This window comes from Streptomyces canarius, from assembly GCF_014650735.1.
Lineage (GTDB): Bacteria > Actinomycetota > Actinomycetes > Streptomycetales > Streptomycetaceae > Streptomyces > Streptomyces olivaceoviridis.
Genome location: NZ_BMVN01000029.1, coordinates 1 through 12,035, shown reverse-complemented (window position 1 = coordinate 12,035; position 12,035 = coordinate 1). Strand labels below are relative to the sequence as shown.

Annotated in this window: 11 protein-coding genes, 2 tRNA genes and 1 pseudogene; 6 read left to right on the top strand and 8 right to left on the bottom strand. The window is 66.7% G+C overall.

Going from position 1 to position 12,035, the window contains the following annotated elements:
* The first annotated feature begins 10 nt into the window (after nt 1-10).
* Nucleotides 11-82, top strand: a tRNA-Arg gene (locus tag IE294_RS31330).
* 256 nt (nt 83-338) lie between these two features.
* On the opposite strand, the gene IE294_RS31325 is transcribed toward IE294_RS31330, so the two are convergent.
* The 7 genes from IE294_RS31325 to IE294_RS31295 all read right to left on the bottom strand — a co-directional run bounded on the left by IE294_RS31325 (nt 339) and on the right by IE294_RS31295 (nt 5,850).
* Complete coding sequence (locus IE294_RS31325) at nt 339-1,721, bottom strand: tyrosine-type recombinase/integrase (RefSeq protein ID WP_189891661.1); 1,383 nt, start codon at nt 1,719-1,721, stop codon at nt 339-341.
* Nucleotides 1,718-1,930 (bottom strand): helix-turn-helix transcriptional regulator, encoded by a 213-nt coding sequence (locus tag IE294_RS31320; RefSeq protein WP_189891659.1) that lies wholly within the window; start codon nt 1,928-1,930, stop codon nt 1,718-1,720. The genes IE294_RS31325 and IE294_RS31320 overlap by 4 nt, the downstream gene beginning before the upstream one ends.
* Complete coding sequence (locus IE294_RS31315) at nt 1,920-3,290, bottom strand: replication initiator (protein WP_189891658.1); 1,371 nt, start codon at nt 3,288-3,290, stop codon at nt 1,920-1,922. The genes IE294_RS31320 and IE294_RS31315 overlap by 11 nt, the downstream gene beginning before the upstream one ends.
* A 361-nt stretch (nt 3,291-3,651) precedes the next feature.
* Nucleotides 3,652-3,942 carry a hypothetical protein gene (locus IE294_RS31310; protein WP_189891656.1) on the bottom strand — a complete coding sequence of 97 codons (291 nt, stop codon included), beginning with the start codon at nt 3,940-3,942 and terminating at the stop codon, nt 3,652-3,654.
* A 31-nt stretch (nt 3,943-3,973) separates the two neighbouring features.
* Nucleotides 3,974-4,168 carry a hypothetical protein gene (locus IE294_RS31305; RefSeq protein ID WP_189891654.1) on the bottom strand — a complete coding sequence of 65 codons (195 nt, stop codon included), beginning with the start codon at nt 4,166-4,168 and terminating at the stop codon, nt 3,974-3,976.
* A 12-nt stretch (nt 4,169-4,180) separates the two neighbouring features.
* Nucleotides 4,181-5,503 carry an FtsK/SpoIIIE domain-containing protein gene (locus IE294_RS31300; RefSeq protein ID WP_189891651.1) on the bottom strand — a complete coding sequence of 441 codons (1,323 nt, stop codon included), beginning with the start codon at nt 5,501-5,503 and terminating at the stop codon, nt 4,181-4,183.
* Nucleotides 5,503-5,850: an SCO3933 family regulatory protein gene (locus IE294_RS31295; protein WP_189891650.1), complete on the bottom strand. Its 348-nt coding sequence runs from the start codon at nt 5,848-5,850 to the stop codon at nt 5,503-5,505. Before IE294_RS31295 ends, IE294_RS31300 begins: the two co-directional genes overlap by 1 nt.
* A gap of 201 nt (nt 5,851-6,051) precedes the next feature.
* On the opposite strand from IE294_RS31295, the gene IE294_RS31290 reads away from it, so the two are divergent.
* Nucleotides 6,052-6,792 carry a GntR family transcriptional regulator gene (locus IE294_RS31290; RefSeq protein WP_189891648.1) on the top strand — a complete coding sequence of 247 codons (741 nt, stop codon included), beginning with the start codon at nt 6,052-6,054 and terminating at the stop codon, nt 6,790-6,792.
* Nucleotides 6,793-7,195: 403 nt separating this feature from the next.
* Nucleotides 7,196-8,584: an SEFIR domain-containing protein gene (locus IE294_RS31285; protein ID WP_189891646.1), complete on the top strand. Its 1,389-nt coding sequence runs from the start codon at nt 7,196-7,198 to the stop codon at nt 8,582-8,584.
* A 562-nt stretch (nt 8,585-9,146) separates the two neighbouring features.
* Here the strand turns inward: IE294_RS31285 and IE294_RS47955 are convergent.
* Nucleotides 9,147-9,676: pseudogene (locus IE294_RS47955) on the bottom strand (hypothetical protein).
* An 872-nt stretch (nt 9,677-10,548) separates the two neighbouring features.
* Here IE294_RS47955 and IE294_RS31280 point away from each other — a divergent pair.
* The 3 genes from IE294_RS31280 to IE294_RS31270 form a co-directional block, all read left to right on the top strand.
* A tRNA-Arg gene (locus tag IE294_RS31280) sits at nt 10,549-10,617 on the top strand.
* A 434-nt stretch (nt 10,618-11,051) separates the two neighbouring features.
* Nucleotides 11,052-11,360: a transposase gene (locus tag IE294_RS31275; RefSeq protein WP_189891644.1), complete on the top strand. Its 309-nt coding sequence runs from the start codon at nt 11,052-11,054 to the stop codon at nt 11,358-11,360.
* 57 nt (nt 11,361-11,417) lie between these two features.
* Nucleotides 11,418-12,035: IS3 family transposase (locus tag IE294_RS31270; RefSeq protein WP_306433483.1), on the top strand; the 618-nt coding region annotated here is incomplete at its 3' end.

The window sequence follows — 12,035 nt, the reverse complement described above, 5'->3', positions numbered from 1 at the left end:
CGCCCGACACGCCCCCGTAGCTCAGGGGATAGAGCAACGGCCTCCGGAGCCGTGTGCGCAGGTTCGAATCCTGCCGGGGGCACTTCGCATGGAGTGCCTAAAGACCCCGTGACCAGCGAGTTAGCTGAGCGCGGGGTCTTCGCGTATGCGCAGGCGGATGCCACCGGAAGCAGCCGTTTGCCAGTGATCACGTAATGACGACGTAATGATCTTGATCGGCTTCGCCGCAGGTCAGATGGCGTTTCGCGCCCCTCCGAGCGTAGCCGCGTGGACCACCTGTGGACAGGCCGAAGCCCCGGACCGCAGTCCGGGGCTCCCGTAGTCGAGCGGTCGTTGCGTCAGTCCGCCGAGTCCTCCCCCAGCCCCTGCATGATCCGGTCGTTCATCTCCTGTTCTTGGCCGTCGATGCACTTGGCGTAGATCTTCAGCAGGACGTCCACCGAGTGGCCCGCCCGAGCGGCGACCTCCGGCGCCGGCACTCCGGAGTTGAGCCACTGGGAAACTCCCGCGTGCCGGAGGTCGTACGGCCGGAAGGCCAGGACCGAGGCCACCTGGTCCGGCACGAGTGCCAGTTCCCGAGCCTGCTTCCAGGCCCGGGAGTACGACGAGGCAGCGATCACGTTGCCCCGCTCGCTGGCGAACAGCCGGCCGTCCTTCGCCGTGCCGAATTCCCTGAGGTGGTCGCGGAGCAGCCGCACCAGCGGAGGCGGAATCGGGACAATGCGTACCTCACCCTGTGCCCGCTGCTTCAGGCCGCGCCGGTCGTGCGCCTCACCGGAATCCGTCCATGCCTTACCCGCCGTGGGACGGGTCTCCGCCAGCTCGATCCGGCCCCAGCCCGACTCGGGAAGCGTGCAGTCGGAACGGCGAAGACCGAGCGCCTCCCCCGGCCGCATGGCCGCGTAGTAGAGGCACCCGAAGAACGCCCGGAGCCGCCGCCCGCTCGCCCGCTCGTAGCCGCCCACGTACGTGAGGGCGGTCAGAAGCTCCCGAGCCTGCCGAGGGTTGACCACCACTCGGCGGTCGACCTCCTGCAACGCCCGCTTCCCCCGCTTGCGCCGGACCCTGCTCAGTGGGTTGGACGGGAGAAGCTCCAGCTCCACCGCATATTCGAGGACGTTAAAAACCACCGCGCGTCGTCGTCGGTACGTCTGCGTCGCCGCAGGCTTGCCGTCCAGCCTCCGACCCAGCGCATCGATCAGGTCATGCGCCCTGGTGATCTCTTGCAGTTCGGCCACCGGCAGAGACGCCTTCTCGACCCACTTCACCGCCGCGGCGATCTCCTCCGGCCGCTCCCGCTCTCGGCGAGGAACCGGCAGGACGTACGAGCGCAGCGCCCGCCGCAGTACCTCAGGGCCAGGCCGGCCCCGCCCCGGCTTGACCAGGACGGGAACGACCGTCGCCAGCGCGTCCGTCATGCTGTCCCGTTGCTTGGCCGACGCCTCCGCCCACCGGGCGTCCACGTACTTCACCGCCAGGTCCAGGAACGACAGGGCAGCCTTGCCACCGCGCAGTGAGTCGGGCAGGCCGGTCACGGTGTCGAAGGGCTCGCCCTTGTCCGCAGCCCGCAGTAACTGAGACCGGAAACGATCGGCCAGGGCTTTCGTCTTGTAGGACTCATGGAACGGCTGACCGTCCACAGTCCAGCGGACGAGATGGGTGGGCTTCTTCGCCGAGCGGTTGACGCTGAGCTTCCAGACGGCCACCTTGTACGACTTCACGATGCCGCCCCCTCCGCACGCTCCTCCAACCACTCGTTGAGCACGTCCCGACGAATCCGCAGCTCCCCGTTCGGCAGCCGGATGCAGGCAGGAGCGAGCCGCAGTTCCCGCCAGCGGTAGAAGGTGCGCCGGGAGATGCCACCCAGTTCGTCGAGGACCTGCCGCACCGTGAGCAGCTCGGTCGTCCTCGCACGGCTCTCACGCGCCATGGAGACCACCGCCCTCCCGCACCGAGGCCGCCAGGAGAGCCGCTTCCGGCGAGTAGCCGCGCCCGGCGTAACGCCACTCGCCGACCGTGACCGTGGGGCGGTCGGCCAGGCCGAGGGAGGCCCGCTGATGCTCCGCACGGTGGTCGGCACGGGCCTGCCGGAGCGCGGTGAGCGTGGTCGAGTACCGGCGTGACTTGGTGGAGAAGTGGCCGCCGTAGCCGAGCATGTGGGCCCAGCGGCGCAGGCCCAGAGGCGCGAACTCCGGGAGTCCGCCGAGCCACCAGCACGTACCAATCATGCGCAGCACGTGCGCACGCACCGGCAGCATGACCATGTCCCGCGCATGATGAATGCGGCCGTCCACCGCACCGGCGGACTCCGCTCCCTTGGTGGCGTACTTGGCGATGTAGCCCGCCACGGCTCCGGCAGAAGCGGGCCGCTCACCACTGCCCCGGCCGTACGAGATGACCGGCCGTACGTCGGCCCGAGTGCCGAAGCGCAGCACCCGCGGACCGACGACGTTCGCGCCCGGAGCGGTCAGCCGCACTCGACCGACCACGCCCCGCACCGCGTCCGCCAGGAGCGGCACGGTTGCCCAGCCCGGCGGGACCGAGCCGGGCCCGTCCGGACCGTCGAGCCTGATCACGGCATGGAAGTGGACCAGGCCCCGCCGCTGGTACTCGGCGACCTTCGCGTACGAGAGCCGGGCAACCTCCCCGAACTCACTACGCGACAGCCCGGCCCGCCGGGCGACCTCCCGCCGGAGTTCCAGCCCGAACCGGTGCCAGAGCCGACCGGCGAACGCGTGCCAGAGCACGGCCCCCGCGTAGTCGTAGCAGCGCGGGCAGAGCGGTTCGCCAAGGCGGGGGTCATCCGCCGGGTGCCGCTCCCGGCATCCGGTCGGAGTCCCGTGCGGGCAGCACTCCTCCGCTCGGCGAGGCCGACAGGCCCGCACGCTCCCGTCTCGCTCACGGCGCGTGTGGACCGGGCCGAAGCTGGGAGCGGTGAGCGTGGCGAACACGCGCGGATGCCCGCTCACCGCCTCCGGGATGCTCTTGCCTCCGACGAGGCCGGCCCGGACGAGTTGGTACGTGTCCGCCCGGTACACGCCCGAGCAGGCCGGGCAGACCGTCGCACGCCGGTTGCCGCACGCGGTGAGCAGGCGACCTCCGTAGACGTCCGAACCGTAGGAGAGTACGGCCACACCGGTCGTCGAGTCGTAAACGGTTGCCGCACCGACCAGGTGAATGGGATTGGTGCAGCCACCGAGGCGGACGATGTTCCGGCGCCAGGCGGCGAAGTCAGGCTCCGCCGCCCTGATGACCAGCGCGGCAGCGCCGACCGCAATCGCAGTGGTCATCGGCGACCACCCCCGCGCCCGAACGCCTGCCTCATCACGGCCGAGATTCCCTCCGGCCGGGTCTTGGCGCTGAAGCGGAGCGTCGGGTCCGTGAGCCAGAGTGCGGCAGCGTGTGCCGGGCACAGGCGCTGCTCAGCTCCGTCAAGGCCGACGAGGACGATCTGTTCCCGCCCGTCGCAGGTCGAGACCTGCGTGTCACGCTGGCTGAGTTCGCAGTCGGGCGGCGGGGATTTGCGCGAATGATGCGCGGTGGACAAAGTGTGAGTGCTCCTTTCACTGCTCACGTGGCGGATGGAGTGGGTTCCTGACGGGGTCGGGTTTGGCGACTTCGCGCCCCGTCGGGAGCCCGTCGTACGGGCGATCACTGCCGGTCCTCGGGCGGGACACCGACGACACCGAACGAGACCGGGCCGAAGTCGCGGCGTGCGTCGAAGTAGCCCAGGCCGATGTCCTCCGTCGGCACCCCGAGCGGAGCGGCGACGGTCTCCACCCCAGCTCGGCGGGCAACAGGGTCAGCGGCGTCGACCAGGACGATGACGGACGCGTGACGCGGTACGGCGACGGCCGGGTTGGCGGTCAGGAAGTCGACCAGCTCCCGCAGACCCGCCAGGAAGGCGGTGCGGTCACCGGAGCGGATGACGTAGTTGGACACAGGGAGTTCCCTTCTCAGACGAGCGGTGTGCTCAGAAGCGGAGCTGGCCGAGGAAGCCGTTCACGCCGTCGAGGAAGGCTTGAACGAGCGGCGCGGCCACGGTTCGGGAGAGCAGGAAGCCGAAGGCTCCGCAGATCAGCGCGTCGGCCCACCTCAGGTAGCGGATGCGTAGGAGGAACCAGATCAGCAGCCCGAGCAGCAGCACGGCGGACATGGACACCAGCACGGCAGTCCCCTTTCACGGCGCTTCGAGGTGCAGTTCGGACAGGACGGGAGTCAGGTGCGCGTACTCGGCGGCCACGGCTTCCGCCTCTGACTCCGTGATCAGGTGGGACCGGGCGCGTTCCCAGCCGTCACTGGAGGCGAGGACGGCCGTACCGGCCTGCTCCGGGGTGATGGCCTGCGCCGCCTTCAGCGCATCGGGGTTCAGATCTCCGAGCGCCATTTCCGCCGTGCCGGGGTCGGCCACCCGGTGGCAGACCCGGCCGCCGAGTTGTGCCCGCAGCGCGGTGACGCCGGGCCCCAGGTCCGAGCCGACGCGTTGGCCGGCGACGACGAGGAAGACCCCGAGAGCCGCTCCCAGTTGGGCCAGCCGGATCAGTGCGGTTCCGGCAGCCTGCGCCTCGTCCTTCTCGTTCCGGCTCGCGACGAGGAACAGTTCCGCGATCTCGTCGACGATCACCACGACGGGTACCGGGCGTTCCTTGTCCGGCAGACCCCAGATGTTCCGGACCCGAGCCGCCCGGCAGACGGTCATACGGTCGAGGGTCAGATCCACGAGAGCCGTCAGCAGCCGGACAGCCTGCTCCCGGTTGGTCGCGAGGGCCGACAATCGCGGTTCGTAGAGGGACAGTTCCATGCCGCCCTTGCAGTCAATACCGACCAGGGCGACGGGTTGCGGAGCGAGGCCCGCAACGAGTGCGTTGATGAGTGTCGATTTGCCTGACCGGGTGGCCCCGACGATGAGCCAGTGCGGTACGCGCCGCAGGTCAAGCACCCACCCGGCGCCGGTCTCCAGCACGCCCACGGTCACCCGGAGCAGATGACCGGGACCCCGCTGCTTCGGCACGCGAGGAGAGGCCAACGGATCAGCCGCCGAGGCGACGACCCGTACGACTCCCGGCTTCCAGGAGGTCACGCGCACCGCATGCACCTGCCAGCCCTCCGCCATGGCGGGCGCGGCCTTGACGAAGTCCTCCGGTACCTGTCCGGGCAGCAGCCGCACGAACAGTGCGAAGCCGCTGGAGGTAGGCCGTATGAGGCCACAGCGGGGTACGCGCGGCTGCGGTGGAGGCGTCCCCTTGCCGACGAGCCCGGACACGACCGTCAGCGCCGGCCGACGGCTCACGGCGAGCCCGCAGCCGGCCATCAGGGGCCGCCAGGTGTGGACGACCCGGAAGACCACGGCTGGGAAGCCGAGTAACATCCACCAGGCCACAGGGTAGCGACGGCGCAGGGCCGGGCCCGCAAGAAGCAGGCCCGACACCAGCACTGCGGCCACCACGAGAGCCCAACTCGGCCCGATCACACCGGCCGAAGTGGTGGAGGAGGCCAGAGTCATCACTGCCCGGCCCCCTTGCCCGCCGAAGCGGGAGCGCTCAGGGGCCGGATCTCCGCCGCACGGAACGCGATCCCGTGCCGCCCTTCGTTTTCCCACGGCGTGGCGACCAGGTCCCGCACGGTCACCGGCATGCCGAGCTGCACCCCGGCCGGCTCACCGGCGACGCTCACGGTCACGACGTCGGCCGACGCACCAGCCATCAGGCAGAGACCGACCTGGTACATGGTCTTGCCGGTTTCTCGGTCTACGCGGAGCTGACCGGTCTCACGGTTGGCGACCCGCGGAGCCGGGGGCACGGCGCAGATGATCCCCGTGAACTTCGCGGTGTCGATCGGAAGGCTTGCCACTGTTCGGATCTCCTCATCTCTGCCCCGAAGGCACCCCCTTCGGGCTGCTAGACGACCCGTAGTACGGGTGCCGAAGACAAGAGTGGCCACCCGTACTACGGGTTGTCAACCGCCTTCGAGTGGGGGAAGCTACTTCCATCCGCGGATGGGAACTTCCGTCCGCGGATGGAAGAAGCAATACCCCTGCCGTGGAGGGCCCGCATGCCACCGAAGAACACGCAGCCGAAGTACCGGCAGATCGCCGACTACCTGCGCGATGGCATCTTGGACGGCACGTTCCCGGCCGGCCAACCGCTGCCGTCGGAGGAGGCGTTGGCCAAGCAGTTCGGTGTGACGCGCCCCACTGTCCGTCAGGGTCTCAGCGAACTCCGGGCGTCCGGCCTCGTCGAAGCCATCATGGGCCGCGGCACCTTCGCCCGCTCCCCGCACAGCCGCCCCAGCCACACGCGCCCGCGCGGCGTACGCCGGACCGCAGAGGGCCGCTACGTCGAGGCGGACGGCATCACCTGGACGGACGCCGAGCCGCCGGTAGCCACCCGAACCGACGCCCCGCTTGCCCTCGCCGACCTGCTCCGCATCCCGCCAGGCGAGCCGATGTTCACGTACGACGCCCTACAGACCGCAGACCACGGCCGCCTGCGCCAACTCCACCGGACGTACATCCCGTTCTCGGCACTTATCGACACCAAGTACGAGGAAGAGGCCCCACCGCCGACGCCCGAGCTCTACACCGCACTCACCGACCTGGGCCACGAACTCCACTTCACGGAGTACGTCCGCACCCGCATGCCCCTGCCCGACCAGGCTCAGGCGCTACGGCTGGCCGACGGGGTTCCGCTCCTCCACATCATCCGCGTGACGCTCACCGAGTCGGACAAGCCCCTCGCCCTGGAGGAGTTCCACCTCCCGGGCGACGAGTTGGAGCTGTCGTTCCGGCTGTAGCACAGGCCGGTTGGCTCAGACTTTCTCTACGTCATCAAGGCCCGCGCACGGCGCGGGCGCGCGCCGCCTCTGCGGCGCGGCCTACCTCCTGTCTTCGCCCCGGCTGGCCGCGCCCGGCGGCGCGCTCGGCGGCTGCGGGCATGAAGGGGGAGACACCCTCTGTGGCTGGGGCGGTCGGCTCCACGGCTTTAGGCAGCCACCATGGGGCGAGCCTCGAAGATCTTGGCCCCAACGTCGTGCTTTACCGGGCAGGTCCACAGACTGCCCGACGCGCCGGCAGCTTACAGGGCCAAGATCACTCGCCCCATGGCAGCTCCCGCCCAAAGCCGCTCCACCGACCTCTGCGAGGACCCTCTCACCCGGCAAGGGATGCTCTAAAATTTCCTGCACGAAGCTAGCTGCCATGCCGAGAAAGCAGGGGGAAATGCACACCGGTTCCACGCCTCGCATCTTCGTGTCTTATTCCCATGATTCCAGTGAGCATAGGGAGCGCGTACTAAACCTAGTCCAAGCTCTCCGTCGAAACGGCGTGGACGCATGGGCTGATTTCTTTGTTGAAACCGATCCGCCTGCCAACTGGCCCATCTGGATGCACACCCAAGTAGAAGAGGCCGACTTCGTACTCGTTGTGGCTACCGAGACCTATGCTCGGAGATTCAACCAGAAAGAAGCGCCAGGAATCGGGGCTGGGGTTCGCTGGGAAGGGACGCTAATCACGGCAGACATCTACTACAGCACTACGGAAAAGATGAAGTACATTCCGGTCGTCTTTTCTCCAGATGACGCACCTCACATTCCTAAGTTGCTCAGTCTCACAAATAGGTACGTTGTATCCCCCGATGACGATTCAAGCTTGATCCCGCTCCTCAGGCATCTGTTGCAGTCTCCGGAGTTTGTTCCAGCGCAGATTGGAGAAGCGCCGCCCCTCCTGAGGCGTGAAAGCGACCCTGTCGCGCACTCGACAATGGATCCACGCATCTCTGCGGCTATTCTTCTGGGTGACAGTAACCCTCTTGCCGCTATCAACGACATTACTGCGACACTCGATTCCTTGCGTGGAACGCAGAGAGCCGCAGCTTACTGCGCCCTCGGTGAACTGAATCAGCGCCTGGGACACTGGGCTCCAGCTCTCACGGCATACCAAAGGGCCCTGGAAAGCAATCCGGACAAGCAGACAACAGAAATCGCAGGGCGTAACATCCGACTCGCCCTGGACGCCATGGACGCGCATTTTCGAGACGGCGGACCTGTTGACACCGCGAACAAGTTCGTAAAAGCCGTCCAGAAGAAGAAGATGACTCGCGCTTGGGAGCTACTCACGCCGAAACTTCGCTTGGTTCTAACGCAGGCTTGGATCTGGGCCAATAGGGACCATCCGAATGTCATGCCCTATGAGCGAGATGAACTTGCCAGTTCACTCGCTGGAGTGAAGTCGAACCATCCGCTAGCTAAGGATTTTATGGCGACGCAACTAGGCGAATTTCAGAACGCCTTTTCAGCAATCGATGAAACATGGGGCGCCGCCAGCAATCCTCGACCGATCGGCATCGACTATGAACTCGTCCTACTTTCGCCGACTGGCGGAGATGTGATCATTTGGGACGAACGTACGGGGCCTCTACGTACGGCTCCTTTCCTGATGAAACAGCTAATGGGTCAATGGAGAGTAGAAGGCTTTAGCCCCGCTTACCCAATCCCTGGGTGGCCTCCATCGAGTGAGGAAATTCCGGCAGAGGTGACAAACTATACAGCCGTGACGGACCTAGGATCTAATGAGGCCGGGAATGAGTGAAGGCGATAACGGGTCTCAAATAAAGCATTTGGAGTTCATACAATCCACGGTGACCCGTCTCGCCAATAACTCATTTCTGATTCGCGGATGGAGCATCACCCTCACGGGTGCTCTTGTAGGGGTTGCCGTAAGTAGCGAGCGCCCTTCCTTGGCGCTCGCCTCTCTAATCCCCACCATTGGATTCTGGCTTCTTGACTTCTTTTACCTCCGGCAGGAGAGACTATTTCGCAAGCTCTACAGTGCGGTGGCACAGAGCGAACCAGGGGTGCCTTCCTTCTCGATGGACGTGGCGCCATATAGGGAACTCGTCACGCATCGAGGGGTCATTCTGTCACCCACTCTGTGTCTTTTCTATATACCGCTGCTCCTAATCGATGTAGCGGCGCTCATTTTGAGTTGACGGGCCGGGTTGACCAAACAGCCAGCGAATGCCGTACAGACCCTGACCTGCGCGCTTGGTCCCCGTGTCTTGATCTCCCATCCGCCAATCTCCATGGAGGGCTAAAGACCCGGTGACAGAGGACAGCACTGCCGCGGAGCCGAGCAATGGGCAACCTGCCACCTAGAATCCAGCTCTGGTCGGCAGCGGCTCGTGACGGTGCCAAATCAGGTACCGGTCCTCGCGGCGCAGCTCTGCGGAGCCCCACTCAATCCGCATGACGCCCTTCTCCATGGAACAGGCATAGGTGACCAGGACGGGCTGTACTTCTTCGGGAAGCAGCTCCAAATCTGGATGTACTTCGGAGTCATCGAGTTCTCCCCAGTCAAGGTCGAACGCCGGTTGCCTGGGAAGTGGCCATGGCGGCGGATCAGGTCTGCTCGAAAGCCTGTGGCCCGACGAAGACGTGCAGCCGTGACGGGGACGTCTTGCTTCGCGTAGCGGAGGGGGTAGATCAGGTGGCCGCGGACGAGCATCATCGTGCGTCCCCGTAGGCGCACAGCTTCCCCAAGCCGGGAGATACCGGCGGCCAGTTCCTCGTATTGCACTGCGTAGAGGCCATGTCCGTAGGCGAGGCAAGCCGGGATGATGTCCGCCAGTTCACCGGCTATGTCCCCGAAGGTCTCACGTGCCCATTGACTGGCTGAACCCAAGACGTACCGCCCTCCCCTGGTGGCCCTGCAGCCCAGCACCGAGCAGCATCCCTAGACCGTGCTGCACCCAAGGTGAATCACGCAAGGGGGCAACCAGCGCAGAAAGGGAGCGCACGCCACCTGAACAGGGGTTCACCGCGCGTACCGCTCGCGTGCTAAAAGCAGTGGATGGTCGTCTCCCGGCTCTACCGCTCGCAGTGACGCCAATGCTGACGGCAACGACGGCGGACGGCAACGGCACTCGGCAACCTGGAACAGAGGCATCGAGGTGCCGCCGGACCACCCCATCAGGGCCTGCCCGCATCTTCTAAGATCCTGCCCGCGTCGCAGGGGTGGTGCCAGACCGTGCCGACTGCCTGCCAGGCCCCACCTCTGAACGCTGGCACCAGGCTGCTTGGGTGTCGGCTCACGAGATCACGCAAAGCCACCGCATGACCCGAGACCGAGCGCCATGATGAGCCATGATTAGTCGCCGGCCGCCATCCGAACCCAGCCTGTTCGTCGCGCTCTGGTGGCTGCTGCTTGCCGCCGTCGCTCTTGTCATGTTCCTCGGCGGGATCAACTTCCTGTTTCGCCTGGACGATGAGCCCGCTCCATCGCCGACCGTGACTGTCACTGAGACGCAAACTGTGGCACCCGACCTATCCGACGACATTCCGAACAGTGTCATCGATGACGGCCTGGCCGGTGTTCCCACACCAAGCGTTTGTGTGGACGCAGGGGATCGTGGCGTAGTACCCCGAGACCGCTGGACCCCTTGTGGCGAGCTACTCGGGTACTTTGACCACGAGACGCCGACCCCATAGCGGTGCGGGGTCGCCAGCGTGGACTACATGTGGACGACCAGCCGCCCCAAGGGGTAGCCCACACGACGTGCGGAAACGGTCAGGACCGACGCGCCCTCCGGTGGCGTGTGCCCAGGTTCGAATCCTGCCGGGGCACCTTGCATGAGGTTCCCATCGACCACGTCACCAGGGGAAACGCTGAGGCCGGGGTCTTCGCATGTGTTCAGCCGTATGCACCTCGGAGCCCCCATGGCACGCACCACAAGCGCACCAGATCGAGCGGGGAACAGCGGGGAGGCCCGGCCCGCCGAGGCCGCTCACCGAGCCTCCGCCCAGGTCAGCGCCCGAACGGGCCTCAAATGATCACAGCTTCCCGAGCTATAGCTCCGAAGCTGTCATCACGGGCTGGCCGACGGCAGTTCTCATCGACGGCACACCACGACAGCGTGGCTGAGGCCTGTGGGATGAAGCGAGGTATAGACATGCCTGACTTCCCGTCGACTGAAGCACAGACGCTCCCGAGTGGGCTTGATCCGCTTTGACGGACATCGAAGATCAGGGGCTTCGGCCCCGGAAGGATGATGTCCATCATGGAGAGCATGGGGAAGAAGAAGCCGCGTCCTCGCCGCTCGTTCACGCCGGAGTTCAAGGCCGAGATCGTCGAGCTGTGCCGACGCGGTGACCGCTCAGTGGGTCAGGTGGCCAAGGACTTCGACCTGACCGAGACCGCGGTGCGCGACTGGCTCAGGCAGGCCGAGGTCGATGCCGCCAAGCGTGACGGCCTGACCAGCAGCGAACGCGAGGAACTGGCCCAGCTGCGGCGGGAGAACCGCCGCCTGCGCGAGGACGTGGAGATCCTCAAGCGGGCCACGGCTTTCTTCGCGAAGGAGACCCGGTGACGGTGCACCCGTTCATCGAGGCGGAGAAGCAGGCAGGTCACAGCGTCAAACGGGCCTGTGAACTGCTGGAGGTCTCCCGTGCCGCCTTCTACGCCCGCCGCACCAGCACCACCCGGTCCCCGAGCCGTGCAGGACGCGGAGCTGACCGAGCAGATCACCGCCGTCCACGCCCGGTCCAGGGGTGCCTACGGCGCCCCGCGCATCCACGCCGTCCTCAAGCGTGAGGGGACGGCCTGCGGCCGCAGACGCATCGCCCGGCTGATGCGGGCCGCCGGGCTCACCGGCCGACACCGCAGACGCCGACACCGCACCACGATCCCCGACCCGCACGCGGCCGCCCGCCCGGACCTGGTCGGCCGCGACTTCCGACCCGAGGCGACTGCGACGGACGCCCGCTGGTGCGGCGACATCACCTACATCCCCACCGACGAGGGCTGGCTCTACCTGGCCACGGTCATCGACATCGCCTCCCGCCGGGTGGTCGGCTGGGCCACCGCCGACCATCTGCGCACGGAACTGGTCGCCGACGCACTGCAAGCCGCCTGCCACCAGCGCCGCCCCGCGGGTTCCGTGATCTTCCACTCCGACCGCGGCTGCCAATACACCAGCCAGGAATTCGCCCTGCTGGCAAGCCAGTTGGGGATCCGGCTGTCCGTCGGCCGCACCGGCCAGTGC